Consider the following 24,957-nt stretch of genomic DNA (forward strand, 5'->3'; position numbering starts at 1 on the left):
GCGACTACGCCGTCGCGAACCGCGTGAGGACCGCCTCCGGGCGTACGCCGGGCAGCGCGACGCGGAACGTACGGTAGTAGCCGAGCTCCTCCTTGCTGCGCAGTTCGGGTGCCCCGTCCTCAGCAGTCGCCGCCTCGAACTCGCCGTCCGTGATGCGGCTGTCCCACAGCGGGCTCAGCACACTCTCCGCGCCGCTGCCCGTGCCGAACTGCTCCTTGCGGCGCCACAGGAGGTGCTCGGGGAGCCAGCCCGAGAAGGCACGGCGCAGGTGACCCTTCTCCATACCGTCGGACTCAAGTGCCTTGACGGGCGCGGGAAGTGACATGGCGTGCGCGATGACGTCCCGGTCGAGGAACGGGACGCGTGCCTCCAGGCCGTGGGCCATGGTGACGCGGTCGCAGCGCTGGAGGTTGAGGCCGTGCAACGCGCCTATGGTGCGGCGCAGTTCGGCGTCCAGCTCGTCGGGGGCGGCGTGCCGCTCGTGGTAGTAGCCGTATCCGGCGAAGAGTTCGTCGGCGCCCTCGCCGGTGAGGACCGCCTTGACGTGCCGGGAGGCGAGTTCGGACAGGAACCAGTTCGGGACGGCGCTGCGGATGAGGCTGGCGTCGAAGGACTCCACGCACCCGACCACCTCGTCGAGCACCCGCGCCGCGGCCTCGGCGTCGAGCACCGCCTCGTGGTGCTCGGTGCCCAGGAACGCGGCGGCGTCCCGCGCGGCGAGCAGGTCCGGGGAGTCCTCCGTGCCGACGGCGAAGGTCTTGAGACGGCGGCCCTGACGGCCGTACTCCTCGGCGGCGACCGCGGCGACGAGGCTGGAGTCGAGCCCGCCGGAGAGGAACACACCGACCTCGACGTCCGCCATCAGGTGTCGGCGGATGGAGTCGGAGACGGCCTCGAACGTGGCCTTTTCGACGACCTGCTCGGGCACGTCGCCCCAAGAGCCGGTCGTCACGTCGGGAACCGGCTCCGCGAACCGGCGAAGACCGTCCTCGGGCGTCCACCAGTGTCCGGGCGGGAAGATCTCGGCGTTCGGCTGTACGTCGGGGTGGAACGCGCGCAGTTCGGAGGCGAAGTGCACGGCGGTGTCCGTGCGCGCCCAGTACAGCGGCTTGACGCCGATGGCGTCGCGGGCGGCGAAGAACCGGCCACCCGGGGTGGCCGCGCACAGCGCCCACATGCCGCGGAGACGGCGCAGGCCCGCGGGCCCGTCCGTGCGCAGGACGGCGAGCGCCGCCGCGGAGTCGGAGGAGGAGCCGAAGGCCTCGGCGGGCAGTTCCTCGCGCAGTGTGCCGTGGTTGTAGATCTCGCCGTTGCACACGAGGGACCAGTCGTCGTCGCCGTTGGTGCCGCCGAGGGGCTGGTGTCCGCCGTCGAGGTCGACGATGGAGAGGCGGCGGTGGCCGAGCCAGGTGTGACCGCCGACCGTTCGCGTCCCACTGTCGTCGGGTCCGCGGTGGGCGAGCCGGTCGAGCATTCCCTCCGCCGCCCCGTCGGCGCACTCGGTGTCGATACTTCCGTGATGGCTGTGTATGGCTGCGATTCCGCACATGTGGATCGACCATAGGGCGGCGCGTGCGAATGCAACAATGAGAGTTGCTCTATACGCACGCCACTGTGGCAGTGTTGCCTCATGGCAGCGGAGAACCTGAGCAGCGTGCACCGCGCGCTGGACGTGTTGCGCGCTCTCGCGCAGGGCCCGATGGGCGTACAGGAAGTGGCCCAGGCGGTGGGCCGGGAGAAGACGCAGGTGTCACGGACCCTGAAGGTCCTGGCGCAGGAGGGGTTCCTGGAGCGGGATCCGCGCACGCTGCGCTACCGCGTCGGCTGGCAGCTGCTGGCGCTCGCCTCGTCGGCGGGTGAGGAGCGGCTTTACGGGGAGGCACCGCCGGTACTGCGGGATCTGGTGCACCGCGTCGGCGAGCCGGCGTATCTGACGGTGCTGTCCGGGCACGGCGTGGTGACAGTGCTCACCGAGCGCACGTCACGCGGGCTTCAGGCCCACGAGTGGATCGGCCGCACCTCGCCCCTGAACTGCACGTCCGCGGGCCGCGCCCTGCTGTTCGGGCTGCCCGACGACCAGGTGGCGGCGCTCCTGACGACCGAGAACGGGGCGCCACTGCCGGGCACGGACGTGGCGCCACGGACCGTACCGGCCGTCCTGGAGCGGCTGCGGGTGGAGCGGGCGCGGGGCTTCGCGGTGGCGGCGGAGGAGATGGAGCCGGGCCTGACCGCGGTCGCCGTCCCGGTGCACGACCACCGGGGCGATGTGGTGGCGGCCGTCAATGTGTCGGCGCCCGTGTTCCGGCTGCCGCCGGACGCGCTGCCGCAGGTGGCGGAGGCGGTGGTCGCGGCGGCGCACCGACTGTCGGCCCGGCTCAATGGCGCGCCGCCGTCTGCGTGAATTAAGGAGATCAGGTCAGGAGATCCGGGCGACGCCCGAGTAGATGCCGCTCGGCTCGGGCTCGGGGGCGGCCTCATCGCGGAACCACTCGGTGGCGGTCACCAGACCCGGCTCCACGAGGTCGAGCCCCTTGAAGAAGCGCGCCACCCCTTCGCGGGTACGGAAGCCCAGCTGGATCCCCGCCTTGGAGTACTGGGCCACGACCTTCTCGACCAGCTCGGGGAAGAGGTCGCTGGAGGCGTTGGACAGCACCAGGTGACTGCCGGCCGGGAGCTCGGACACCAGCCTGGAGACGATGCCGTACGCCTCCTCGTCGTCCGGGATGAAGTGCATCAGCGCGATCAGCGACAGGGCGATCGGCCGGTCGAAGTCCAGGACGGTACGGGCGTGTTCGAGGATGGCCTCCGGTTCGCGGACGTCGCCCTCGATGTAGTCGGTGGCACCTTCGGGGCTGCTGACGAGCAGCGCCTGCGCGTGCCGCAGCACGATGGGGTCGTTGTCGGTGTAGACGACCTTGGCCGTCGGGACGATGCGCTGCACGATCTGGTGCAGGTTCGGCGCGGTCGGGATGCCGGTGCCGATGTCCAGGTACTGGTCGACACCCTGCCCGGCGAGCCAGGCGGCGGCCCGGTGCATGAACTCCCGGTTCTGCCGCGCAGCGTCCCGCGCCTCGGCGGGCAGCTGCTCGCCGACGGCCTCATCGACGGGGTAGTTGTCCTTCCCGCCGAGCAGCCAGTCGTAGACCCGCGCGGGGTGCGCCTGGCTGGTGTCGATACGGGGCCGGGGAGCAGGTGCCGTCATGAAAACTCTCCAACGTCGCTGGGCGGTCGGGGCGATGTGTGTGACCTGCCCGCAGTCTGTCATGCCAACTCCCGCCATTCACCACGGAGTTGCAGGTCACGGCGGGTGCGCGGGCGACAGCGCACGGTACTCGCGGGTCTCCCGCGCCCCCGCGTTCCCGCCTACTCTTGATCACCCAACCATGGTCAACCCCGAGGAGCCACCGTGCGCGACTGGCAGTCCGAGCTCGATCTTGAGCCGCACGGTGAGGGCGGCCACTTCCGCCGCGTCTACACGAGTCCGCACGAGCTGTCGACGCCGTACGGCCCCCGCCCTTCGGCGACATCCATCTACTACCTGCTCGACGAGCGGCAGCCCAGCGGTCTGCTGCACCGCAACCGCAGCGACATCCTGCACTTCCTGATCGACGGTGGCCCCCTGGAGTACGTGACCGTCACTCCTGACGGCGCCCTCCACCGCACCGTCCTCGGCCCTGACGACGAGCGTTTCCTCCTGCTGCCCGGCGGCCACTGGAAGGCCTCACACCTGCTCGACGACGCCCGCCACGGCCTGGTGGCGGAGGTCGTTACGCCGGGCTTCGACTACACGGACCACGAGTTCGCGACCCACGCCGTCCTGGAGGAGTTCCCGCAACTCGCGGACGAGCTGCGGGAGTTCGTGCGCGGCGGATGAGCCGACGTCAGCCGAGCGTGCGCACCGGGCTCCCCGCCAGATACGCCTCGATGTCCTCGACGGCGCCCTGGAAGAAGCCCTCGTAGTTGCGGCGCGTGACGTAGCCGAGGTGGGGCAGGCCCAGGAAGTTCGGGGCGGTGCGCAAGGGGTGGTCGGCCGGGAGCGGCTCGGTGTCGAAGACGTCGCTGCCCGCGCCGGCGATCCAGCCCTCGCGCAGCGCCCGAAGCAGCGCCTCCTGGTCGACGATCGCGGCGCGCGAGGTGTTGACCAGATAGGCGGTGCGGCGCATCCGGCGCAGTTCGTCGGCGCCGAGCAGTCCGCGGGTGCGGTCGCCCAGGACGAGGTGGACGGAGACGAAGTCGCTGGTGTCGAGGAGTTCCCCCTTCGAGGCGGCGAGGGTGGCACCGGCTTCGGCGGCCCGCTCGGCGGTGAGGTTCCGGCTCCACGCCGTGACGTCCATGCCGAAGGCGGCGCCGACGCGCGCGACCCGGGCGCCGATCTTGCCGAGCCCGAGCAGCCCGAGCCGACGTCCGTGCAGGTCGGCGCCGAGCGTGGACTGCCAGGGGCCGCCGTCGCGCAGGTTGCCGCCCTCGGTGAGGACGCCGCGGGCGAGGCCCAGGATCAGGGCCCAGGTGAGCTCGACGGGCGGTTCGGGGTTGCTGGCGGTGCCGCAGACCGTGACGCCGTGCGTGGCGGCGGCGTCGAGGTCGATGGACGCGTTGCGCATGCCCGACGTGACCAGGAGCCGCAATTTCGGCAGGCGCGCGATCAACTCGGCGGGAAACGGGGTGCGTTCGCGCATCACGACGACGACCTCGCACTCACCGAGCAACGCGACGAGCTCGTCGTGCGAGTTCCGCGTGTCGACATACCGATTCAGGTAGGTGACGTCGACACGGTCCGACAGCCGGTCCCAGTCGGCCAGTTCGCGGGCGACGCCCTGGTAGTCGTCGAGTACAGCGCACCTCAGCATGCTCACCATCGCTCCAGAATCGAAGATCGTCCGAACACCCTAGCCGTGAGCGTTGGTACGGACTTTCGTTCAGTCCCTTGACGCCCCTTGGCCTCACCCCTTAAATCAACTCTTGAACAGAGCACATCAAGCGCAGCCTTCTTGCCTTCACTTTCTGGCGTGCCGCGGGACGGCACGACCCCCTACCCGAAGTGATGTGATCCCCCATGCGCAGTCCCCTCCGCCCACTGAGCCGCAGACTCCCACTGGGTGCCGCGGCACTGCTGTGCGTCGCCGCGGCGTTCGTCCCCAGCGCGAACGCCGCCGGCACCGACGACGCACACACCACGGCGGTCACTTTCTCCGACGACTTCAACGGGCCCGCGGGCTCGGCGGTCGACGGTTCGAAGTGGGTGACCGAGACCGGCGACAACGTCAACAACCACGAACGGCAGTGGTACACGGCGGGCAACAACAACGCCGCACTCGACGGCCAGGGCAACCTGGTCATCACCGCCCGCAAGGAGAACCCCTCCAACTACCAGTGCTGGTACGGCACATGTCAGTACACCTCGGCGCGCCTCAACACGTCGGGGAAGTTCGAGACGACGCACGGCCACGTCGAGGCCCGGATGAAGATCCCTCGCGGGCAGGGCATTTGGCCCGCGTTCTGGATGCTGGGCAGTGACATCGGCTCGGTCGGCTGGCCCAACTCCGGCGAGATCGACATCATGGAGAACGTAGGCAAGGAACCGTCGACGGTCCACGGCACCATCCACGGCCCCGGCTACTCCGGTTCCGGCGGGATCGGCGCGGCCAATACGCTGCCCGACGGCCAGGCCTTCGCGGACGCCTTCCACACGTTCGCGGTGGACTGGACGCCCAACAAGATCACCTGGTCGGTGGACGGCACGGTGTACCAGACCCGCACGCCCGCCGATGTCGGCGGCAACCAGTGGGTGTTCGAGAAGCCCTTCTTCCTGATCCTCAACCTCGCCGTGGGCGGGGACTGGCCGGGCGACCCGGACGCCGGCACGCAGTTCCCGCAGCAGCTGGTGGTGGACTACGTGCGGGTGAGCACGTGAGTGCGTAGAAGCACGGAGAGGGGCCCGGCATGCCGCATGGCACGCCGGGCCCCTCTGTGTCGGTATCGGTCAGGCCGACGTGCGGCACTCCGGGTGGCCCCAGCCGTCGGGGTTCTTCGCGATGTCCTCCCCCTGGGCGTACGAGCGGCCGCAGCGGCAGCGGCCGGGGAACTTCGCCTTGAGGGTGCGCGAGGAAGAGCCGGACGAGGCACCGGAGGAGCCGCGCTTCGCGGGGGCCGACTTCGCCCGCGGAGGCTTCGCCGAGGAGGGGCTGGACGGCGGCGGCTCGGGAGAGCCGAGCGCGCTGCCCGCGTCCTGTTGGGCGACGGCGGCCTGGCTGGCGGCGCGGTCCGCGAAGTCGTTCAGCGGGTCGCCGTCGACCTGGTGCGCGGGCACGTACTTGAACTCGACCGCACGGCCGTCGAGCAGCGCGTCGATCCGCTGCACCAGCTCCTGATTGGCGACGGGCTTGCCCGCCGCCGTCTTCCAGCCCTTGCGCTTCCAGCCTGGCAGCCACGTGGTGACCGCCTTCATCGCGTACTGCGAGTCCATCCGCACCTCGAGCGGCACATCCGCGGCGACCGTACTCAACAGCCGTTCCAGGGCGGTGAGTTCGGCGACGTTGTTCGTCGCGGTGCCGAGCGCGCCGGCCTCCCACTGCACGGGCTTCTCGTCACCGTCGGCGACGACCCAGGCCCAAGCCGCGGGTCCGGGATTTCCTTTGGACGCGCCGTCACACGCGGCGATCAAACGTTCTGCCATGCCCCCGATCATGCCAGGTCAGTCATGGAGATCGACGCGTACGGTCAACAGGTCGACGCCGAAGCCGCGGACCGCGGCGCTGTTGAGGCGCGGCAGGGTGCCGAGGCGGGCGCGGGCGTCGTCCTCGGGCAGCAGGTGCGCGGTGCCGCGGTACCAGTGGCCGCGCAGCCGGACGCGGACCCGGGGATCGGCCTGGATATTGCGTACGTACTGGGACTTGAACCCGAACTCCGAGACGAGCCAGAAGGCCTCGCCGACGCGCCGCCCGCCGACCGGGGTGCGGCGCGCGAGCCCCGACGTGCGCCCGGTCGTCTCGAGGAGGACCTGGGTCGGCAGGCGCCGGGTGACGGGGTTGGCGATGTGGCGCTGGAAGGTGGTGACGAGCCGGTGCTTGGTCTCGTGGAAGCGCGTCATGGCCGCACTCTAGACCGCGACCCGGCGGCGAAAGAGAAAGCCCCGGCCGTGACGGGGGACCACGGCCGGGGCGGCTTTGAACGGGACACGGATGGCGGTCGCCTCTCGGCGGGGGGCTCCGCAGGGCTTCAGGCGAACGATCTTCCCTGCGGGCGATGGGTTGGGCCCGGGGACACTGTTCCATCCGTGTCCACGTCTTGGTCAACGGACTGGGTGACGGGGTTGTTCCCGGCGGCACCGGGACGGGGCGTGAGGTGTGTCACGACTGGTGCCCCTCAGTGACGGTTCGGCGGTCGGCCTGAAGGACGTACGGGCGATCAGGCCACCGCCATGAGGGGTGTCCGGGTCTCTCGTTCTAGGCTGCGACGATGATCTTCCGCCCGGCTTCCCGACGACTGTCGGCCTTGTGCCTCGCCCTGACCGCCGCGTTCGCGTTGTCCGCCTGCTCGTCGCAGGACTCCGAGGGGCTCTCCCCGCGCGTTCAACAGCCAACGCCGGACGCGCAGTTCGACTACCAGATCGGCGGCGCGTACAAGCCGTCGGCGGGGGTACGGGCCGTCTCGCGGGACCGCGGGGACGCGCCCGCCCGCGGGCTCTACAACGTCTGCTACGTCAACGCCTTCCAGGCTCAGCCCGACGCGCTGAAGTGGTGGCGGACCCACCATGACGACCTGCTGCTCCGGGACGCCGAGAGGGAGTTGGTGGTCGACGAGGACTGGCACGAGCCGCTGTTCGACATCTCCACGAAGTCGAAGCGGGCGCGGCTGGCGGACCTCGTGGGCGGCTGGATCGAAGGCTGCGCCGACGACGGGTTCCAGGCCGTCGAACCGGACAACCTCGACTCCTACGAGCGCTCCGACGGGCTGCTCACCCCCGCCGACGCGGTCGCGTTCGCCCGGCTCATCGCGGACCGGGCGCACGGGGCCGGGCTCGCGGTCGGCCAGAAGAACACCGCGGAACTCCTGCCGAAGCGCCGCGGCATCGGGTTCGACTTCGCGGTGACGGAGGAGTGCCAGGCCTACGACGAGTGCCGGGGGTACGCGTCGGCGTACGACGACCGGGTCTTCGCCGTGGAGTACCGCGAGGCCGACTTCGAGCGGGCGTGCCGGGCGTGGGGCGACCGGCTGTCGATCGTGCTGCGCGACATGGATGTGCGGCCCGCGGGCACGAAGGGGTATGTGCGGCGGGCCTGTTGAGCGGCGGTGGGGTTTGGCCTTCCGGGTCGGGTCGTTCAGCGCGTCTCAGGCTTTCCGGGTCGGGTCGTTCAGCGTGTCGAGGCGGCGCCTGATCGCTTCGAGGGCGCCGGGGCGCCGACCCGGTACCTGTTCCCGCAGGGCGGTCAGGCCGGTGGCGTGGCCGCGGGCCCGGTCCAGGTCGCGGACCTGCTCGAACTGGTGGTGGGCGCGGTCGACGGCCGCCTCCACGTCCTCGTCGGAGGGCGATTCGCCGCGCGCGATCCGGGCGTGTGCCACGGCGATCCACAACTCGCAGCTGCGCCCCGGCTCCTCGGCAAGCCGCGCGAGATCGGCGCGCACCTCCATCCAGTGCACCACCTCCGAGGACCGCATCCCATGCACCCGCAACGCCTCCCCCTCCCACGCGGCAGCGATCGACGCGGCCTCCCCGTGCCGCCCCGCCTGCACGGCGGCGAGCAGCAGGGCGTGGGGGTCGGGGGCGGCGGGCGCCGTGGGAGCGGGAGCGGCAGCCGCGGGAGCGACGGTGGGCATCGGCGGAGCGGCGGGTGCCGGCGCGATCTCCGGGCCGGGCGGCGTGGGGGCGGGCGTTGCGGTGGCGGGCGATGTGCCGCCGGGAGCGGCTGCCGGGGGCGGCGCCGAAGCCTTGGCCAGCTCCACGGCCGGTCCGGGCACGGGGGCCGGACTGTGAGCGGGGCCCGGAGCCGGATCCTTGGCGGGGGTCGGATTTGGGGCGGGGTCCGGAGCCGGCAGCGAACCCGAGGCGGCGGCCACGGCTGACGTAGGAACTGAGGGCAGAAGCGCGACCGCCCTCTCGGCGGGGGCCTCCACCGGTGCGGACGCCGAAGTCACGTCCGGCATCGGCCCGTGGTCGGGTGCCGCCCCCGGAGCAGGCGCCGGGTCGTGCGACGAGCCGGAGGCACCGTTCACGGCTGATACCGGAGGCACCACCGACCCCGCAGGCCCGGCCGGCACCGAGGTCGGGCCTGCGCTCGAAGTGGGCTCCGGTGCGGCGACCGGGCTCTGAGTCGGCACTGCTACAGGAGCCGGCGCCCGGACCGGTTCCGGACCCGAAGCCGGGATCGGCACCGTTTCCGGGGCCGCAGCGGACGTCGGCGCCGGAACCGTTCCCGAAGGCGGAGCCGCAGCGGCAGGCGTCTCCGTGGGGTCCAGCTCAGTGGCGGGCTCCACCGGGGCGACGGTCGCGTGGGCGCTCGCCGTCGTCGGCGCGTGGGCGGGCCGGCCACCGCTGGACGGGTGCGCGACCACGTGACCCGACCCCAGCGCCACGAAGAGCGCATCCGCGGGGCCCGCGTGCGCCGCCGCCGTCTCGTGGAGGTCGGACGGGGTGGGGCGGGCGCCCGTGCGCCAGATGTCCGCGTAGGCGCGGAGGTACGTGGGCGTGAGGGTGGTGCGGCGCGGCGGGGGCGGCAGGACCCGGCCGAAGACGCTGGTGCCGTGGCCGAGACCGAGGCCGCCGACGCCGACCTGCTTCCAGGCCTCCGCGTCGGCGACGAGGTCGAGCACGACGGTCGTGGTGTGTGGACGGCGCAGGGTGAGTTCGCCGGTGAGCCAGTGCCAGGGCAGCCCCGTGTAACGCAGCGTGGACGGGGTGGTGCGGGCGAGAGCCAGGTGCAGCAGGCCCTGACGGTGGTCGAGGTGAAGCTGACCCGCCACGTACAGGTGGAGCGGGCCCGGCTGCGCGGCCGCCGTACGAAGCCGGGTGAGGACGGCCTGCGGGTCGAGCGGGTCCGCGAGTTCGACGACGGACGCCGCCGCCGTGCCAGTGAGCACGCTCGGCGGGACCGCCGCGAGCGTGGGCAGCACGGAGACCGCGTCGATGAGGCCCACCTTGCCGGCGGGGGCAGCCGCCAGCAGCAGCGCCGTTCCCGGCTCGGTGGATTGTGCCTCGTTGTTGCCTTGCGCGTTGATCACCACAGCAGAACCGTAACCGCAACACAGAGCGTCGCGCTCCCGTCACGGAACCCCAAGTGACCCCGCAGCAGTCGGTTTTCAGCCCTTTTTGCCCGAAGGGTGCCCGCAGCGCAGCCGGTCTCCGGTAACCGGTGCCCCCTCCACCATGCTGCGGTCGTACGTCACTTGCGTCACACCGCGATCACCACCGCCGACGGCGACGCGGAAGACGGGACCGAATCCGGCCACGGACCGCAGCTTCGCCCCGGGCAGCGCGGCCGCCAGGGAGGGCGCGAAGCGGGCGCGTTCGGGATCGTACGTCACGACGGTGGGTCCGCTCGGGCGGCTGCTCGGGGCGGGCACCTCGGTCACGTTGAAGCCGCTCTCGCGCAACCCGTCGGCGATGCGCGGGTCGTCGACCTTCACCTTGGTCTCCTTGGGCGGCATGCCGACCGGGACCGGACCGCCGGACTTCCGCGTGGACGTCAGCGGCCGGTCCGCACGCAGCGCCCCGAACATCCGCTTCGCCCGCTTGTCGTCCCACAGCAGCGAAGAGCCCCACGTGGGGTCCCGGTAGTCGAAGTTCGAGATGGGTACGGTGGCGAACTCCGTCTGCCGCGGCGTGAGGTCGCGCAGCTTCCACGCCAGGGACATCAACGTCCGCGCGTTCGTGTGGCCGTCGGTGCGTACGTGTGACATCAGCGCGCGGGCCGTACGGGCGGTCGCCATCGGGTCCTTGAAGACCTTCGCGTCGGACATCTTCGCCAACATGCCGAGCAGCAGCTTCTGTTGACGGCGGACACGGCCGAGGTCGCCGGGCGGGTTGAGGTGCCGGGCGCGGACGTAGCGCAGGGCGTGTGTCCCGTCGATGTCGTGGATCCCCGCGGCGAGCTCGAGCCCCGAGTTCTCGTCCCGGAGCGGGGTGTCACTGCACACCTCGGCGCCGCCCAATTCATCGACGGCGGCGACGAACCCGCGGAAGTCGGCCTCCATGTAGTGGTCGATATGGAGGCCGGTAGCGCGCTCGACGGTACGCACGGTCAGGTCCCGGCCCCCGTGTGCGTACGCCCCATTGATCTTTCCGCTGTGCGCCGGGTGGTCGTGCCGGGCGAAGCGGACGAAGGAGTCGCGGGGCAGGGAGACGACGCTGAGGCGGCGGCCGTCGGCGGCGATGTGCACCACCATCAGCACGTCGGTGCAGCCGCACTGCTGCCCGCCGACATGCAGCCGCTGAATCTCCTCGCGGGACATCCCGCTGCGGCGGTCGAGCCCCGCGACGAGCAGATTCGTCCCCCTGCCCTTGCCCACGCTCTGACCGGCGGCGGGCGCGGATCCACCCACGGCCGGCCCGGCCCCCGCGAGCGTGGTGATCAGCAGGGCGGCCGAGGCCACCGCGTGGCGGCGGCGGAGACGGTGCGGATGGGCCATGGAGTACCTCCGTCGAGCGGACGTCGGAGCGAATGCGACCTGACCCCTTTACCCCGAATTACCCCACTCGTTCCACCTCGCCACGCCTGTTTCACCGTCATGCACGCATGACGACCTCCTCCGTCGGGACCAATCGCCACAACGATGTCGGACTCGAGGGTTTCCCCTCACAGCCGTCAGCGATACCCCGTGACGTCGGCCGGCTTACCCGTGTCCTGTACCTCGACGAGGTAGCGCCAGGCGTCGGGACTGCTGCCGTCGAGGTCGGTGAAGCCGTAGATCTTGGCGAGGCCGCCGCTGGACTGTGATGTCCCGTTGAACCGGGAGACGTCCGGGTCGGCGGCGAGTGCGGCGACGGCGCGGCCGGTGTAGCGGGGGGTCTCGGAGATGGCGAAGTGTGGTTCCGTCCGCACCGCGTCGCGCCAGTTCTCCTCCGTGGCGCCGAAGTGGCTGAGCATGATCTCCGAGCGCATCCAGCCGGGGGTGAGGGCCAGGGCCGTGGCGCCCCGTGGTCCGAGTTCGTGTCCGAGGGAGAAGGCCATGCGCAGGACCGAGCTCTTCGCCAGGTCGTAGAAGAAGGAGTTGCGGTAGTTGGCGCCGTTGTACTCGGCGGTGCCGTCCGTCATCTCGACGACCAGTCCACCCGGCCGGCGCAGCAGCAGCGGCAGCGCGAAGTGACTGGTGATGGCGTGCGTCTCGACGGCGAGGCGGTGCAGCCTGAGCCCGTCGCCGAGGTTGTGTTCCCAGACGGGCTTGTCCCACTCGAAGAGGTTCTCGCCGCCCCAGATGTCGTTGACGAGAATGTCGAGGCGGTCCTGTTCGCCGTCGATGCGCTCGACGAGCGCGCGTACCTGGTCCTGTTCGAGGTGGTCGGTGGGGACGGCGATTCCCTGGCCGCCCGCGGCGGTGACCAGGTCCGCGGTGTCCTCGACGGTCTCGGGACGGTCGTACTCGGAGCGGCGGGCGCGGGTGCTGCGGCCGGTGACGTAGACCGTCGCGCCGGCCGCGCCGAGTTCCACGGCGATGCCGCGGCCCGCACCGCGGGTGGCTCCCGCGACCAGGGCGACCTTGCCGCGCAGGGGATGTTCGTCCGTCGCCGGGTGGGCGCTGTCAGGCATGAGGTCGTCTCCCGTTGCTTCCAGGTGTCTCGGGTTGCCTCACGAGCATGTCCCGGAATCCCGACAACCCTTGTCCTGCTTTCGGTGGGACTTTGCGCGGACGATCAAGCCACACACCTACGGGGTACGCGCTGATACCCTCGGGGGTATACCAGAGAGTCAGGAGAGACATGACCACCCCCCTCGCCCCCGCCGAGCTGCACGGCAGGGCCGCCGCCGACACCCTCGTCCTCGATGTGCGCGCGCCCGCCGAGTACGCGTCGGGGCACGTGCCCGGCGCCCTCAACGTACCCGCGGAGCTCATCGACGAGCTGCTGCCCGACCTGCGTGACGCGGCCGGTCGCCGCCGGATCGTCGTGGTGTGCGCGGCCGGGCAGCGCTCCGCCGCCGCCTGCGCGAAGCTCGCGGAGGCGGGCGTCGACGCCGTCGGGCTCGACGGTGGCACGCAGGCCTGGACCGCCGAGGGGCTGCCGGTCGACACCGCGGCCCGCCCCGACCGTGCCGTCTGGGCGATGGACCGCCAGGTCCGGTTCACCGCCGGTTCGCTGGTCCTGCTCGGCCTCGCGCTCGGCCGCCGCGCCCCGAAGGGCCGGCTGCTCGCCGCGGGCATCGCCTCCGGTCTCGTCTACTCCGGCGTGAGCAACACGTGCGGCATGGCGGCAATGCTCGGCAAGCTCCCGTTCAACCGGCCCGCGCCGGGCGCGCTCGACACCGCCCGCGCGGCGCTACGTTCATGAGCGGCACGGGCAATCCGGAGGCGATGGATGCCGTCCTGAAGCGGCTGCGCCGTGCGCAGGGGCAGTTGGCCGGTGTCATCGCGATGATCGAGGCGGGCCGCGACTGCAAGGACGTGGTCACTCAACTGGCCGCCGTTTCGCGGGCGTTGGACCGGGCCGGCTTCAAGATCATCGCCTCCGGCATGCGGGACTGCATAAACGCCACGGACGGCGAACAGCCGCCGCTCAGCGAGGACGAGCTGGAGAAGCTGTTCCTGTCGCTGGCGTGACGGTGGCGTCGGGCGCGCCGCACTTCTGTTGGAGTGCGGCGCGCCTCTTCTGATCTGGCCGCGTTCGCGCAGGAGGCGTGGCTGGTGCCCGGCCCCGACACCGCCTGTCACGAGGCACGTCCCAGCGAGGCCGCTTCCAGCCGGGACTGCTGAACCGATGCCCCTCAGGCGGCCCTGCGCGCCAGTGCGCCGTGGCGGCGTACGAGGTCCGCGTAGCGGTGGCCGCTGCCCTTGATGGTGCGCCGCTGCGTCGCGTAGTCGACGTGGACGAGGCCGAACCTCTTGTCGTAGCCGTACGCCCACTCGAAGTTGTCGAGCAGTGACCAGGCGAAGTACCCGGCGAGCGGGGCGCCTTGGCGGGCCGCACGGGCGCAGGCCGCGAGGTGCTGCACCAGGTACGCCTCCCGTTCGGGGTCGTCGACCGTGCCGTCGGGACGTACGACGTCGGGGTACGCGGAGCCGTTCTCGGTGACGTACAGCTTGCGGGCGCCGTACTCGTGGGTGAGGCGGAGCAGCAGGGCCTCGATGCCGCCGGCGTCGATCTCCCAGTCCATGCCGGTGCGCGGGAGGCCGGGGCGGGGCACGGACGCGGCGTACGGGGCCGGGCCCGAAGGGTCGTCGGCGATGGCCGAGGAGAAGTAGTAGTTCAGGCCGAGCCAGTCGAGAGGTTCGGCCATGACCCGCACGTCGCCTGCCTGTTCCGGGAGTTGAACTCCGTAGACCTCCAGCATGTCCGCCGGGAAGCCGCGGCCGTGCACCGGATCGAGCCACCAGCGGTTGGCGTGGCCGTCCATGCGGCGGGCCGCGGCGACGTCCTCTGAGCGGTCGGTGGCGGGTTCGACGTGGGCGAGGTTGTTGACGACGCCGACCTCCGCGGACGGCACGGCGGCGCGGATCGCCTGCGTGGCGAGGCCGTGACCGAGGAGCAGGTGATAGGAGGCGCGGACGGCAGCGGTCAGGTCCGTGAGTCCTGGAGCCATCCGGCCCTCCAGGTGGCCGATCCACGCCGAGCACAAGGGTTCGTTCAGCGGAGTCCAGTGCTTCACCCGGTCACCGAGCCTCTCCGCGACCACGGCCGCGTACGCGGCGAAGTGCTCGGCCGTCTCCCGCACCGGCCAGCCGCCGCGGTCCTGGAGCGCCTGTGGCAGGTCCCAGTGGTACAGCGTGACCGATGGCGTGATGCCCGCGGCGAGCAGCGTGTCGATCAACTCGTCATAGAAGGCCAGCCCCTTGGGATTCGCGGGACCCGACCCACCGGGCACGACGCGCGGCCAGGCGACGGACAACCGGTAGGCGTTGGTGCCGAGTTGTCGCATCAGACCGATGTCCTCGCGCCACCGGTGGTAGTGGTCGCAGGCGATGTCACCGTGGTCACCGCCGTCGGTCCTCCCTGGTGTGTGCGCGAAGGTGTCCCAGATGGAGGGCGCCCGGCCGTCCTCGGTGACGGCGCCTTCGATCTGGTACGCCGATGTCGCCGTGCCCCACAGAAAGTCGTGCGGGAAGTCGGAGACATCAAGAGCGGAGTGAGGGTCGGACACGAAGTTCCTTTCAGTCGCAGCCACTTGAGTGGTCACTTGAGTGGTCACTTGACCGCGCCCGCGGTCAGTCCGGTCACGAGGTAGCGCTGGAGCAGCAGGAAGCCGGCCACGACGGGCACGCTCACGACGAGCGATGCGGCCATGATCTGGTTCCAGTACACGTCGTTGAGGTTGGCGTAGGCGCCGAGGCCGACGGAGAGCGTGCGGGTGGTGTCGTTGGTCATGACGGAGGCGAAGAGGACCTCGCCCCACGCGGTCATGAACGCGTAGACGGCGACGGCCACGATGCCGGGAATGGCGGCGGGCACGATGATCCGGAAGAGGGCGCCGAGTGGCCCGCAGCCGTCGACCAGGGCCGCCTCGTCGAGGTCGCGCGGCACCGACTCGAAGTACCCGATGAGCATCCAGATCGAGAACGGCAGCGTGAACGTCATGTACGTGAGGATCAGCCCGCCGCGCGAGCCGAACAGGGCGATGCCGGTGGCGTTGCCGATGTTGACGTAGATCAGGAACAGCGGAAGCAGGAAGAGGATGCCGGGGAACATCTGCGTCGACAGCACCGTCACGGTGAAGACGCGCTTGCCGCGGAAGCGGTAGCGGCTGACGGCGTACGCGGCGAAGACCGCGACGATCACCGAGCAGACGGTCGCCGTGCCCGCCACGACAAGGGAGTTCATGAAGTAGCGGGCCAGCGGGACCGTCGACCAGATGTCGATGTAGGGGCGGACGGTGAGGCTACTGGGGATCCAGCGGAACGCGCCCTGCACGTCCTGGAGCGGCTTGAGCGAGCTGGACACCATCACGTAGACGGGCAGCAGGACGAAGCCGGTGAGCAGGGTGAGGACGATCCGGCGGGCCCAGAGGAAGGAGCGCGGCGGCGCCGTCGGCGACCTGAACCCCGTCCGCGGTATCTGTGTGTCAGACATCGGCGGTCTTCCTCCCCCTGGACGTGAGCACGAGGTACACGCCCGTCACGACGAGCAGGAACAGCAGCAACAGGACGGACATCGCGGAGCCGGTGCCGAAGTCCCAAGTGACGAAGGACGCTTGGTAGATGTGGACCGAGATCAGGTCCGCGGCCTCGGGCGCCGCCTTGCCGAACATCACGTACGGCGTGTTGAAGTCGTTGAACGTCCACAGGAACAGGACGAGGACGAGGACCTGGTTGACGGGGCGCAGCGAGGGCAGGGTGATGCGGCGCAGCTGCTGCCACAGGCCGGCGCCGTCGAGGGCGGCGGCCTCGTACAGGTCCTTGGGGATGTTCTGCAGTCCGGCCATCACGATGAGGAACGCGAACGGCCAGCCCTTCCACACGGAGACGGTGAGCAGCGCGAAGAAGCTGTTGTCGCCGATGAGCCAGAACGACGGTTTGTCGGTGATGCCGAGCTGATCGTGCAACACGTGGTTCACCAAGCCGTTGTCGTGCTGGAACAGGAACACCCAGGTGATGACGGCGGCGTACACGGGCAGCGCGTACGGGACGAGGAACAGGGCGCGCAGGAGGCCGCGCCCCTTGAACGTGTCCTGCATGAAGACGGCCGCCGCCGTGCCGATCGCCCAGCACAGGGCGACCGAGGCGACGGTGAACAAGCAGGTGGTGACGAAGGACTTGAGGAGCGACTGGCCGATGGCGCCGTCGAAGTCGACGGCGACCTTGAAGTTGTCGAGGCCGCTCCAGGGGGCGGTGGTCCAGTCGCGCAGGAAGAGGCGGGTGAGCTGCTTGAAGCTCATCAGGATGCCCATGGCCATGGGCACGAGGTGGACGAGGAGTTCGAGCACCAGGGCGGGCAGGAGCAGGAGGTAGGGCAGGCCGATGCGGCGGAGCCGCCCGGGGCGGCGGCCCTGACTGCCCGCCGCCCCGGGGGGCTTGGCGCCGGCGGCCGTCTTGGTGGGCCGCTCGGCGGTCGTGGTCGTCGTCATCCGCAGGCTCACTTGCTCGGCATCTGCTGCTGGGCCTTGGCGAGCTTGGCCTTGACGGTGGCGGTGGTGACGGACCGGCCGGCGGCGGCATCCGCGAAGAGTTCCTTGACGGCCGTGCCGACGGCGGTCTCGAACTGGGACTCGTCGGCGACCTGGGGCAGCGGCGCCGCGCTCGTGGCGATGGTCTCCTTGAGGGTGGCGACGGCCGGGACGTTGAACGCGGGGTCGTTCTGCGCGGACTTGACCGGTGGGATGGACCCGTAGGCCTTGTTGAGGAGCTTCTGCTCGGGGTCGCTGGTCATGAACTTCACGAACTTGGTGGCGCCGTCGAGGTTGTCGGTGTCCTTGAAGACGGCCATGTTGATGCCCGCGACCATGGAATTGGTGTTGCGGCCCTGGCCCGGCGCACCGGACTGGACGGGCGCGGGCACCACACCCCACTCGTCCTCCTTCATGCCCTGCGTCTTGAAGGTGGCGGAGGCGGTCTGCCACAGCACCATCGCCGTCTTGTCCTTGGAGAAGTCGCTCAGGGACTGGTTCTGCGCGTACTCCGCGTTGCCCGGAGCGATGATCTTGTCCTTGGCCATCAGGTCGACGTACTGCTTCACGGCGGCGACAGCTCCGGCCGAGGTGAAGTCGGGCTTGCCGTCGGCGGTGAACCAGTCGGCGCCGTGCTGCTTGGCGAGGACGAAGACGTGGTGGATGTTCTCCGAGGGGTTCGAACCCTCGGCCGCCAGGCCCCACTTGTCGCCCTTGGAGATCTTCTTCCCGGCGGCCACGACCTCGTCCCACGTCGCCGGGGGCTCGGCCACCCCGGCGTCCTTGAACATCTTCTTGTTGTAGTAGAGCGCGTACGCCATCGAGTACAGCGGCACCGCGGCCGGGTCCTTGCCCTGCACACCCGCGGACCCGAGGGCCGAGGCGACGAACCGGTCCTTACCACCGATCTTGGCGAAGTTCTTGGCGTCCCACGGCAGCAGGGCCCCGCTCGCCTGCAGCGACGCGCTCCAGGTGTTGCCGATGTTGAGGACGTCCGGGCCCTGGCCGGAGGTGGTCGCGGTGAGGATCCGGTCGAGGAGGCTGGACCAGGGAACGACCTCCAGCTTCACCTTGATGCCGGTCTTCTTCTCGAACTTGTCGAGTTCCGGCTGGAGGACCTTCTTGTCGACCTCGACGCTGGCGCCCTGGTTCGAGGCCCAGTACGTGAGGGTCTTCGGTGAGTCGCCGGATCCGCCACCGGTCGGCGAGCCGCCGCCGCAGGCGGTCGCGGCGAAGGCGAGCGAGAGGGTGACGGCACAGGCACAGGCGGCTTGGATTCTGCTCATGGCTCCAGGCGTCCCTTGTCCGGAGGATGGTCCGACGCGTTCAGGACCTGAACACGCTCAACCCTTAATTTAGGACGTGAGTTAAGCGGGACCGGGTGGACGCGTCAAGAGCTTCGACATGGATCGGGTGCGCAGGGCCCCGGTCGTGTTCAAGTCCCGGACACAGGAGCCGTATTGGGCCGCGCGTGACACCGCTGGGGGCGGGTGCGGGATGCGCGACGCCGGGTCAGGAGATCGCGGCCTCGATCTGCGCGAGATGGGCGGCGAGGATCTCCTCGAACGCGGCACCGCGGTCCGCACCGAGCGGGCGGACCTCGCGGGCGAAGTGGGCGAGCGCCGGGTACCGTTCGGGATCGGCGCCGAGCACCGCGACCCGGAACTGCTCCATGCCCTGCTCGTACTCCTCGAGCGTGATGCTGCCGACTCCACCCTCGGCCGCGAGCAGCGCGGAGACCAGGATCACGATCCGGTGGTAGCGGGCCGGAATCTCCTCGTCGGGCAGGCCTGAGGCGCGCAGGGCCTGCAGCAACTCCTCCATCACGAGGCGGGATCCGGTGCCACCGGATGCGTATCGCCCCCAGGTCGCGGCGAGTTGGGGCTGCGGGGCGAAGGCCTCGCGCAGCCGCAGGGCCACGGCGGTGATGCGCTGCTTCCAGTCACCCTCGGGGCGGTAGCCGTCCATGGCGGACAGCAGGACGCGGTCGGACACCGCGCGCAGCAGTTCGGTCTTGTTGCGGAAATGCCGGTAGAGGCTCGACGAGTCCGTGCCGAGCGCAGCGGCGAGCTTGCGCACGCTGAACGTCTCGGCGTCCCCCGAACTCAGCAGCCGCGCCGCCGCGTCCAGGATTTCCTCGGTCGACCAGCGCCTTCTGCCTGCCATTTCGCCCCTTCCGTCGAACTCAGCATAGCTCATGCACTTGCTGTTGCACGCACCGCGTGCATACTGAGGGCGTCGAGATTGCCCCTCAAGGAAGGCCGCAAGGAGACATGAGTGACATGAGCGATACCACTGCCGTGGCCAGGCCGCCCGAGCCGGACTGGCAGACGATCACCACCGAGGAACTGCTCGCGTACCGCGAGGCGGAGAACCGGTTCCGGGCGTCGGCCGAAGCCCGGACGATCCTCGGGGAAACCGACCCCGACGCCGAGATCACCTGGCACGAACTCCCGCTGCCCGACCGGCGTCTCCCGGTCCGCGTCTACCGACCCAAGACCGCACACGATGGCCACCACGACACCCGGACCCCACTGCCCCTGGTGCTCCACGTGCACGGCGGCGGTTTCGCGGGGACGGCGGTCCAGTGCGACTGGGCCAACAGCCATCTGGCCGTTCACCTGCCCGCACTCGTCGTATCGGTCGAACACCGGCTTCTCGCCCCGGGGACCACTCTGGCCGACGCCGCCGACGATGCCTGGGACGCCCTCCGGCACATACGTGCGCAGGCCGAGCGTTGGGGCGCCGATCTGGAGCGCACGGTCGTGTTCGGCGAGAGCTGCGGGGCGCTGATCAGCGCACTGACCGCCCTGCGCGCCAGGGACACCGGGCTGCGCCTGCGGGCCCAGGTGCTGGTGAACCCCGCCGTCGACCTCACCGGATCCATGCTCGACCACGCCTCGGTCGCGCGACACACCCACACACCGACGCTCGCCCTGCCCCAACTGCGGCTGTTCCAACGCCTCGCCGTGCCGCCGGGCACCGATCCGCGCGCGCTCTCGCCGCTGCACGCCGAGGATCTGGGCGGTCTTGCGCCGGCGCTCGTCGTGGTGCCGACCGCGGATCCGCTCGCCGATCACGGCCGTCGCTACGCCGAGGGGCTGCGGGCCGCCGGGACGCCCGTGCGGCTCACCGCGTACCCGGACGCGCCGCACGCGTTCCTCACCCTGCCCGGCATGGTCGAGCAGGCCGCGGCGGCGCGCACGGAGATCCTCGACTTCCTCCGCGTCTCCCTCGCCGGGTGAACCGGGCCCTAGGGATCAGCCGATAACGAAAGGCAACTTCCCTGCCAGCAAGCCGAGTTCGGCCCGCTCCCCCGCTGTCGCCGGTCGCCGTCCGGTTGCGACGAGCAGCACATCGGCGTCTGCCCACGACGCGGGAAACGCGGCTCCCGCGATCCGCTCCATGAGCACCCGCGAACCGGCCAGCCCTTCCGCCGGCGGCCCCTGCACGCCCGGAAGGTGGGCAACCAGATCGAGGTGGTGCAGGGTCCACTCCAGGACGTACGCCGTGAGATAGTCGGCCACCGTGAGGACCTGTCCCTGGGTGCTCACGACGGCGTCCGGATCGGCGAGCCCGGCCGCGCGCCCCGCCGCGGACCCGACGTCGTCGAGGTGGAACGTCAGCAGCGCCGGGTCCTGGTAGGCGGCGGCGAGCCGGACGGTCAGCGCGTCGAGGGGGTCGTCGCCGGTCGGCGGCTCGTCGTCCACCTGCCAGTACGTGACCGCGTCGACGGTCGGTTCGGTCGACGCGGGGGTGACCAGGGTGATCAGGACGTCCTGCGCGTCGATGACGAGATGGCACACGAGGTCGCGCACCAGCCAGCCGGTGCAGCCGGAGGGCTGCTCGAACGCCTCCTCGGGAAGGCCGGCGACCGCCGCGCGCAGAGCGCTCCAAGAGCGCGAGAAGTGATTCACGGCGGCACGCTAATCGGGGCAGGGACGGCGGACAAGCGCATTCGGCGTGTGTGGTTCGATGCCCTCGACGGGACCAGTGGCGAGGCGGGTGTGCGGTGTGATCGGTGTCAGGGCGCGGCGGAGCAACGATCTGGCCGCCTGCGTCGAAGCCCTGCGGGCGGTGCATCACGCGGACGGCTATCCGACCAACTGGCCGCAGGACCCCGCGGGTTGGGTGAGCGGTGATGACACCGTGGGCGCATGGGTGGGCTGCCACGACGGGCGGGTCGTCGGGCACGTCCTGCTGGCCCGGCCCGCCCCGGGCGACGTGGCACCCACCCTCGTCCCCGCGGGCACGCCCGTCGCCGTCGCGGGGCGGCTGTTCGTGGCGCCGTCCGCGCGCGGCCACCGGCTCGGGGCGGCGCTCCTGGGCCTGGCCGCGCGTGAGGCCCGTCGGCACGGCGCCCTGGCCGTGCTCGACGTCGTCACCACCGACTCCGCCGCGATCGCGCTGTACGAACGGCTCGGATGGACGTTCCTCGGGGACGGCCAACAGGTCTGGGGGCCTGACGAGTTGGTGACCGTAAGGTGCTACTCGGCGCCACCCGAGGACTGATCGCGCTGCGTGTCATGGCGTGTCAGAGTGTCACCCCACGTTGGCCGTGAAGGAGATTCGCATGTCGCAGGCCCCGCCCGCCCGTTCGGCGAAGCAGCGTAAGCAGGACACCCTCGACCGCCTGGAGCGGGAGGTCGACGTCTGGGTCGCGACGGCCGGGCCCCAGGGTGGGGCGCCGTACATGATGCCGCTGTCGTTCCTGTGGCGGGATGAATGTGTGTACGTGTCGACACGGGCCACCAATCCGGTGGCGCGCAACCTCGTGGCGAGCGGCGAGGTGCACCTCGGCATCGGGCCGACGCGGGACGTGGTGCACATCGCCGGGCGCTGCGAGCCGCTGTCCGCCGACGAGGTGTCCGACGAGTTCGCGGACGCGTTCGCGGCGGGTTCCGGGTTCGATCCGCGTGCTGCCGACGGACCGTACGTGTACTTCCGTATCCATCCCGTACGCATCCAGGCCTGGCGGGAGGCGAACGAGCTGGCGGGCCGTGACCTGATGCGGGACGGGCTGTGGCTGGACGCCGGCTGACGTGACCGTGCCCCCGCCGCGCTCTCTTCAAGCGCGGCGGGGGCACGTGTCGTACGGGACAGGGGGCGGAGGTCAGCCGACCGGCTCCGGCTCCTTGTCCGCCGCGGGACCCGTGTTCTCCGCGTGCCAGTCGGCGCTGTCGGCGAGCGGCTTCTCCTTCAGGACGAAGGCGAGGACCAGGCCGACCGCGAAGACGGGCAGCAGGTACAGGAAGATCGGAACGAGCGCTTCCTGGTAGGAGTTGACGACCGTGTCCCGCAGATCGGCCGGCAGGGCACGGACCAGCGCCGGGGTCAGCGAGTCACTGTCACCGACCTTGGCGGCGGCCTCTGCGGGGATGCGCGAGGCGAGCTGGTCGGTGAGGCGGCTGGCGAACACGGCGCCGACGACGGCGGTGCCGAGCGTCGCGCCGATCTCCCGGAAGAAGTTGTTCGCGGAGGTGGCCGTGCCGACCTCCGAGCCCGGGAAGTCGTTCTGCACGGCCAGCACGAGGGTCTGCATCATCAGGCCGACGCCCGCGCCCGCGAGACCGACATACACGCACACCAGCCAGACCGGGTCGGAGACGTCGAGCGTCGACATCAGGTACGTGGTGAGCATGATGATCGCGGTACCGGCGATCGGATAGACCTTGTACTTGCCGGTCTTGGACATGATCGCGCCGGACGGCAGGGCGGTGCCCATGATGCCGACGACCATCGGGATGAGCAGCAGTCCCGACTCCGTGGCCGACTTGCCGTAGACCATCTGCAGGTAGGTGGGCATGTAGCCGACGATCGCGAACATGCCGAGCCCGATGACGATCATGCCGAGCAGAGTGGCGACGTTGAAGATCGGGCTGCGGAACAGATGCAGCGGGATCACCGGCTCATCGGCGCGCTTCTCGGCGACGAAGAACAGCACCCAGGCGACGACCGCTCCGATGCCCAGGCCGATGACCAGCGGGTCGGACCACTCGTACTGCGTGCCGCCCCAGCTCGCGAAGAGCACCGTGCAGGTGACGGCCGCGGCCATCAGCGCGGTGCCGAGATAGTCGAGCGTGACCCTGACGGCCTTGCGCGGCAGCTTGATCGCGACGACGGCGACGAAGAACGCGAGGACACCGAGCGGCAGGTTGATCCAGAACGCCCAGCGCCAGGAGTGCTCGTCGGTGAACCAGCCACCGAGCAGCGGCCCGACGACGGAGGAGAGACCGAACACGGCACCCATCGGAGCCATGTACTTGGCGCGCTCACGCGGCGGCACCAGGTCGGCGATGATCGCCTGCGAGGTGATCATGAGGCCACCGCCGCCGAGGCCCTGGAGGGCGCGGCCCCCGATCAACGTGCCCATGTTCTGGGCGAGTCCGCAGACCACCGAGCCCACCAGGAACAGGGCTATGCCCGCGAGAAAGATGTTCTTGCGGCCCATGAGGTCGCCGAGCTTGCCGTAGACCGGCATGCCGATGGTGGCGGCGAGGATGTACGCGGTGGTGATCCAGGCCATGTGCTCGATGCCGTTGAGCTCGCCGACGATGGTCGGCAGGGCGGTCGAGACGATGGTCTGGTCGAGCGCGCCGAGCAGCATGGTCAGCATCAGCGCGGCGAAGATCAGGCCGAAGTTGTGCGGCTTGACGGTGCTCTCTTCGATCTCGACGTTCCCTTCGATCCCCTTGGCCGGGTCGGGACCGGAGTCGATGCCCTCGGAAGCGGGGGCGTGCGTCATTACGGTGTTCTCCGATGTGGTGTGCGGGTGGAGTGGTGCATGGCTGACCCTGCGGCGGGAGAGCGGCTGCCGCGCAGGCGGTACTTGGGTGGCGCCGATCCGGGGAGGAGCGGGGAGAGGGGAGATCTGTGGGTGACCGCGAGGGGGAGGTGGTCACACGGGTGGCGCGCCTACTTCACGGCGGCCGGTCCCAGCAGCGTGCGCAGCGAGTCGAAGGCCTCGCGTACGTGCTCGGCTGGTCCGTCGTGATGGTCGCTGGACTGCTGCCACCGCTTGATGCCGCTGCGTACGGTCGCCATGGCGACGCCCGCGAGCAGTTCGGCCTGCGCGCCGTCGGGCGGGGTGCCGGTGCGCCGGGCGATGAGCCCGGCGAGGTCCCGTTCGACCGCCTCGCACTGGGCGAGGAACGTGGCCAGGACCGAGGGCACGCCCTCCGCGATACGCAGTGAATCCTCCAGTTCCTGCGGCTCGGGGGCCGCTTCCTGGAGGTGGTCGGCGAGAATGTCGCCGAGGTCGCGCAGCACGACGTCGGTCCCGCTTCCCTCCCCGTCGGCGAACCGGTCCGCGAGAGTGGGCGGCACGGTGCCGGGCAGGGCGAAGAGGGCGGCTTCCTTGCTGGGGAAGTAGTTGAAGAAGGTCCGCGGCGAGACGCCGACCTCCTTGCTGATCATCTCGACCGTGACCTGCGCGAAGCCGTGCTCTCGGGCCAGCTGGACGGTGGCCGTGTGCAGTTCGGTGCGCGTCTGGCGGCGCCTGCGTGCGCGCAGCCCCTCGGCGGGGGCGGTCGGCTGCGGCTCTGAGACGGTCACGGACGTGATTCTTGCACACTGTGCAAACCTTGCGCGCACTGCATCGACCGTCGGACGACGTGCTTCGGGTCACACATTCGCGTTAGGGTCGTATGCCTGCATTCACCGCATTTCATTCGTTTGGCGGAGGAAAACGACCACGACGGACCCACCACGGACT

25 protein-coding genes are annotated in these 24,957 nt (G+C 70.5%); 9 read left to right on the forward strand and 16 right to left on the reverse strand.

All coding sequences use genetic code 11. From position 1 onward, the window contains the following. Positions 1–4 precede the first annotated feature (4 nt). On the reverse strand, positions 5–1,549 hold the full coding sequence (gene asnB, locus ACWD2L_RS29935) for an asparagine synthase (glutamine-hydrolyzing) (RefSeq protein ID WP_451192343.1): 1,545 nt from the start codon (positions 1,547–1,549) through the stop codon (positions 5–7). 81 nt (positions 1,550–1,630) lie between these two features. On the opposite strand from asnB, the gene ACWD2L_RS29940 reads away from it, so the two are divergent. Then, entirely contained in the window at positions 1,631–2,401 is a 771-nt protein-coding gene (locus ACWD2L_RS29940) for an IclR family transcriptional regulator (RefSeq protein ID WP_451192346.1), read from the forward strand. Between the two features lie 15 nt (positions 2,402–2,416). Here ACWD2L_RS29940 and ACWD2L_RS29945 read toward each other — a convergent pair whose 3' ends face one another. After that, positions 2,417–3,202 carry an SAM-dependent methyltransferase gene (locus tag ACWD2L_RS29945; protein WP_451192349.1) on the reverse strand — a complete coding sequence of 262 codons (786 nt, stop codon included), beginning with the start codon at positions 3,200–3,202 and terminating at the stop codon, positions 2,417–2,419. 204 nt (positions 3,203–3,406) lie between these two features. On the opposite strand from ACWD2L_RS29945, the gene ACWD2L_RS29950 reads away from it, so the two are divergent. Then, positions 3,407–3,874, forward strand: a complete 468-nt coding sequence (locus ACWD2L_RS29950) for a cupin domain-containing protein (protein ID WP_451192352.1) — start codon at positions 3,407–3,409, stop codon at positions 3,872–3,874. A 7-nt stretch (positions 3,875–3,881) separates the two neighbouring features. Here ACWD2L_RS29950 and ACWD2L_RS29955 read toward each other — a convergent pair whose 3' ends face one another. Continuing rightward, the gene (locus ACWD2L_RS29955) at positions 3,882–4,847 is read right to left on the reverse strand and encodes a D-2-hydroxyacid dehydrogenase family protein (RefSeq protein ID WP_451192355.1); all 966 of its coding nucleotides are present in this window, start codon (positions 4,845–4,847) and stop codon (positions 3,882–3,884) included. Between the two features lie 206 nt (positions 4,848–5,053). On the opposite strand from ACWD2L_RS29955, the gene ACWD2L_RS29960 reads away from it, so the two are divergent. Then, positions 5,054–5,911 carry a glycoside hydrolase family 16 protein gene (locus ACWD2L_RS29960; RefSeq protein WP_451192358.1) on the forward strand — a complete coding sequence of 286 codons (858 nt, stop codon included), beginning with the start codon at positions 5,054–5,056 and terminating at the stop codon, positions 5,909–5,911. A 69-nt stretch (positions 5,912–5,980) separates the two neighbouring features. On the opposite strand, the gene ACWD2L_RS29965 is transcribed toward ACWD2L_RS29960, so the two are convergent. Beyond that, complete coding sequence (locus tag ACWD2L_RS29965) at positions 5,981–6,685, reverse strand: ribonuclease H family protein (RefSeq protein ID WP_451192362.1); 705 nt, start codon at positions 6,683–6,685, stop codon at positions 5,981–5,983. Positions 6,686–6,691: 6 nt separating this feature from the next. Further along, positions 6,692–7,087, reverse strand: coding sequence for a nitroreductase/quinone reductase family protein (locus ACWD2L_RS29970; RefSeq protein ID WP_451192365.1), 396 nt, complete (start codon positions 7,085–7,087; stop codon positions 6,692–6,694). A 368-nt stretch (positions 7,088–7,455) separates the two neighbouring features. Between ACWD2L_RS29970 and ACWD2L_RS29975 the strand changes: the two genes are divergently transcribed. Next, the gene (locus ACWD2L_RS29975; protein ID WP_451192368.1) at positions 7,456–8,283 is read left to right on the forward strand and encodes an endo alpha-1,4 polygalactosaminidase; all 828 of its coding nucleotides are present in this window, start codon (positions 7,456–7,458) and stop codon (positions 8,281–8,283) included. A 45-nt stretch (positions 8,284–8,328) separates the two neighbouring features. Here ACWD2L_RS29975 and ACWD2L_RS29980 read toward each other — a convergent pair whose 3' ends face one another. The 3 genes from ACWD2L_RS29980 to ACWD2L_RS29990 all read right to left on the reverse strand — a co-directional run bounded on the left by ACWD2L_RS29980 (position 8,329) and on the right by ACWD2L_RS29990 (position 12,740). Continuing rightward, entirely contained in the window at positions 8,329–10,218 is a 1,890-nt protein-coding gene (locus ACWD2L_RS29980) for a hypothetical protein (protein ID WP_451192371.1), read from the reverse strand. A gap of 75 nt (positions 10,219–10,293) precedes the next feature. Beyond that, a complete protein-coding gene (locus tag ACWD2L_RS29985; RefSeq protein WP_451192374.1) occupies positions 10,294–11,622 on the reverse strand; it encodes an LCP family protein in 1,329 nt (442 codons plus the stop codon). A 176-nt stretch (positions 11,623–11,798) separates the two neighbouring features. Then, positions 11,799–12,740, reverse strand: a complete 942-nt coding sequence (locus tag ACWD2L_RS29990) for an SDR family oxidoreductase (protein WP_451192377.1) — start codon at positions 12,738–12,740, stop codon at positions 11,799–11,801. A gap of 170 nt (positions 12,741–12,910) precedes the next feature. Between ACWD2L_RS29990 and ACWD2L_RS29995 the strand changes: the two genes are divergently transcribed. Together ACWD2L_RS29995 and ACWD2L_RS30000 are read left to right on the forward strand one after the other, a co-directional pair. Beyond that, complete coding sequence (locus ACWD2L_RS29995; RefSeq protein WP_451192380.1) at positions 12,911–13,477, forward strand: rhodanese-like domain-containing protein; 567 nt, start codon at positions 12,911–12,913, stop codon at positions 13,475–13,477. Next, positions 13,474–13,746 (forward strand): metal-sensitive transcriptional regulator, encoded by a 273-nt coding sequence (locus ACWD2L_RS30000; RefSeq protein ID WP_451192383.1) that lies wholly within the window; start codon positions 13,474–13,476, stop codon positions 13,744–13,746. The genes ACWD2L_RS29995 and ACWD2L_RS30000 overlap by 4 nt, the downstream gene beginning before the upstream one ends. A 164-nt stretch (positions 13,747–13,910) precedes the next feature. Here the strand turns inward: ACWD2L_RS30000 and ACWD2L_RS30005 are convergent, their stop codons facing one another. The 5 genes from ACWD2L_RS30005 to ACWD2L_RS30025 form a co-directional block, all read right to left on the reverse strand. Beyond that, the gene (locus tag ACWD2L_RS30005; protein ID WP_451192386.1) at positions 13,911–15,284 is read right to left on the reverse strand and encodes a GH1 family beta-glucosidase; all 1,374 of its coding nucleotides are present in this window, start codon (positions 15,282–15,284) and stop codon (positions 13,911–13,913) included. A 44-nt stretch (positions 15,285–15,328) separates the two neighbouring features. Next, the gene (locus ACWD2L_RS30010; protein WP_451192389.1) at positions 15,329–16,210 is read right to left on the reverse strand and encodes a carbohydrate ABC transporter permease; all 882 of its coding nucleotides are present in this window, start codon (positions 16,208–16,210) and stop codon (positions 15,329–15,331) included. After that, positions 16,203–17,204: a carbohydrate ABC transporter permease gene (locus tag ACWD2L_RS30015; RefSeq protein WP_451192392.1), complete on the reverse strand. Its 1,002-nt coding sequence runs from the start codon at positions 17,202–17,204 to the stop codon at positions 16,203–16,205. The genes ACWD2L_RS30010 and ACWD2L_RS30015 overlap by 8 nt, the downstream gene beginning before the upstream one ends. Positions 17,205–17,212: 8 nt before the next feature. Next, on the reverse strand, positions 17,213–18,529 hold the full coding sequence (locus tag ACWD2L_RS30020) for an ABC transporter substrate-binding protein (protein ID WP_451192395.1): 1,317 nt from the start codon (positions 18,527–18,529) through the stop codon (positions 17,213–17,215). Between the two features lie 226 nt (positions 18,530–18,755). Next, on the reverse strand, positions 18,756–19,409 hold the full coding sequence (locus tag ACWD2L_RS30025; RefSeq protein WP_451192397.1) for a TetR/AcrR family transcriptional regulator: 654 nt from the start codon (positions 19,407–19,409) through the stop codon (positions 18,756–18,758). A gap of 116 nt (positions 19,410–19,525) precedes the next feature. Between ACWD2L_RS30025 and ACWD2L_RS30030 the strand changes: the two genes are divergently transcribed. Then, complete coding sequence (locus ACWD2L_RS30030; RefSeq protein WP_451192400.1) at positions 19,526–20,488, forward strand: alpha/beta hydrolase fold domain-containing protein; 963 nt, start codon at positions 19,526–19,528, stop codon at positions 20,486–20,488. Positions 20,489–20,503: 15 nt separating this feature from the next. Here the strand turns inward: ACWD2L_RS30030 and ACWD2L_RS30035 are convergent, their stop codons facing one another. Beyond that, positions 20,504–21,160 (reverse strand): maleylpyruvate isomerase N-terminal domain-containing protein, encoded by a 657-nt coding sequence (locus ACWD2L_RS30035; protein WP_451192403.1) that lies wholly within the window; start codon positions 21,158–21,160, stop codon positions 20,504–20,506. A gap of 97 nt (positions 21,161–21,257) precedes the next feature. Here ACWD2L_RS30035 and ACWD2L_RS30040 point away from each other — a divergent pair, with 97 nt between their 5' ends. After that, the gene (locus ACWD2L_RS30040; protein ID WP_451192405.1) at positions 21,258–21,755 is read left to right on the forward strand and encodes a GNAT family N-acetyltransferase; all 498 of its coding nucleotides are present in this window, start codon (positions 21,258–21,260) and stop codon (positions 21,753–21,755) included. Between the two features lie 61 nt (positions 21,756–21,816). Further along, the gene (locus tag ACWD2L_RS30045; protein ID WP_451192407.1) at positions 21,817–22,284 is read left to right on the forward strand and encodes a pyridoxamine 5'-phosphate oxidase family protein; all 468 of its coding nucleotides are present in this window, start codon (positions 21,817–21,819) and stop codon (positions 22,282–22,284) included. 72 nt (positions 22,285–22,356) lie between these two features. Here the strand turns inward: ACWD2L_RS30045 and ACWD2L_RS30050 are convergent, their stop codons facing one another. Both ACWD2L_RS30050 and ACWD2L_RS30055 read right to left on the reverse strand, forming a co-directional pair. Then, positions 22,357–23,988 (reverse strand): MDR family MFS transporter, encoded by a 1,632-nt coding sequence (locus ACWD2L_RS30050; RefSeq protein WP_451192410.1) that lies wholly within the window; start codon positions 23,986–23,988, stop codon positions 22,357–22,359. Positions 23,989–24,158: 170 nt separating this feature from the next. Beyond that, the gene (locus ACWD2L_RS30055) at positions 24,159–24,797 is read right to left on the reverse strand and encodes a TetR/AcrR family transcriptional regulator (protein ID WP_451192413.1); all 639 of its coding nucleotides are present in this window, start codon (positions 24,795–24,797) and stop codon (positions 24,159–24,161) included. Between the last annotated feature and the right edge of the window lie 160 nt (positions 24,798–24,957).

This window comes from Streptomyces sp. NPDC002754 (genome assembly GCF_053592315.1).

Excerpts from the sequence above, each read along its gene's own strand:
- asnB (WP_451192343.1), bottom strand. The coding sequence starts at position 1,549 with ATGTGCGGAATCGCAGCCATACACAGCCATCACGGAAGTATCGACACC.
- ACWD2L_RS29940 (WP_451192346.1), top strand. The coding sequence starts at position 1,631 with ATGGCAGCGGAGAACCTGAGCAGCGTGCACCGCGCGCTGGACGTGTTG.
- ACWD2L_RS29945 (WP_451192349.1), bottom strand. The coding sequence starts at position 3,202 with ATGACGGCACCTGCTCCCCGGCCCCGTATCGACACCAGCCAGGCGCAC.
- ACWD2L_RS29955 (WP_451192355.1), bottom strand. The coding sequence starts at position 4,847 with ATGCTGAGGTGCGCTGTACTCGACGACTACCAGGGCGTCGCCCGCGAA.
- ACWD2L_RS29960 (WP_451192358.1), top strand. The coding sequence starts at position 5,054 with ATGCGCAGTCCCCTCCGCCCACTGAGCCGCAGACTCCCACTGGGTGCC.
- ACWD2L_RS29965 (WP_451192362.1), bottom strand. The coding sequence starts at position 6,685 with ATGATCGGGGGCATGGCAGAACGTTTGATCGCCGCGTGTGACGGCGCG.
- ACWD2L_RS29970 (WP_451192365.1), bottom strand. The coding sequence starts at position 7,087 with ATGACGCGCTTCCACGAGACCAAGCACCGGCTCGTCACCACCTTCCAG.
- ACWD2L_RS29975 (WP_451192368.1), top strand. The coding sequence starts at position 7,456 with ATGATCTTCCGCCCGGCTTCCCGACGACTGTCGGCCTTGTGCCTCGCC.
- ACWD2L_RS29985 (WP_451192374.1), bottom strand. The coding sequence starts at position 11,622 with ATGGCCCATCCGCACCGTCTCCGCCGCCGCCACGCGGTGGCCTCGGCC.
- ACWD2L_RS29990 (WP_451192377.1), bottom strand. The coding sequence starts at position 12,740 with ATGCCTGACAGCGCCCACCCGGCGACGGACGAACATCCCCTGCGCGGC.
- ACWD2L_RS29995 (WP_451192380.1), top strand. The coding sequence starts at position 12,911 with ATGACCACCCCCCTCGCCCCCGCCGAGCTGCACGGCAGGGCCGCCGCC.
- ACWD2L_RS30000 (WP_451192383.1), top strand. The coding sequence starts at position 13,474 with ATGAGCGGCACGGGCAATCCGGAGGCGATGGATGCCGTCCTGAAGCGG.
- ACWD2L_RS30010 (WP_451192389.1), bottom strand. The coding sequence starts at position 16,210 with ATGTCTGACACACAGATACCGCGGACGGGGTTCAGGTCGCCGACGGCG.
- ACWD2L_RS30015 (WP_451192392.1), bottom strand. The coding sequence starts at position 17,204 with ATGACGACGACCACGACCGCCGAGCGGCCCACCAAGACGGCCGCCGGC.
- ACWD2L_RS30020 (WP_451192395.1), bottom strand. The coding sequence starts at position 18,529 with ATGAGCAGAATCCAAGCCGCCTGTGCCTGTGCCGTCACCCTCTCGCTC.
- ACWD2L_RS30025 (WP_451192397.1), bottom strand. The coding sequence starts at position 19,409 with ATGGCAGGCAGAAGGCGCTGGTCGACCGAGGAAATCCTGGACGCGGCG.
- ACWD2L_RS30030 (WP_451192400.1), top strand. The coding sequence starts at position 19,526 with ATGAGCGATACCACTGCCGTGGCCAGGCCGCCCGAGCCGGACTGGCAG.
- ACWD2L_RS30045 (WP_451192407.1), top strand. The coding sequence starts at position 21,817 with ATGTCGCAGGCCCCGCCCGCCCGTTCGGCGAAGCAGCGTAAGCAGGAC.
- ACWD2L_RS30050 (WP_451192410.1), bottom strand. The coding sequence starts at position 23,988 with ATGACGCACGCCCCCGCTTCCGAGGGCATCGACTCCGGTCCCGACCCG.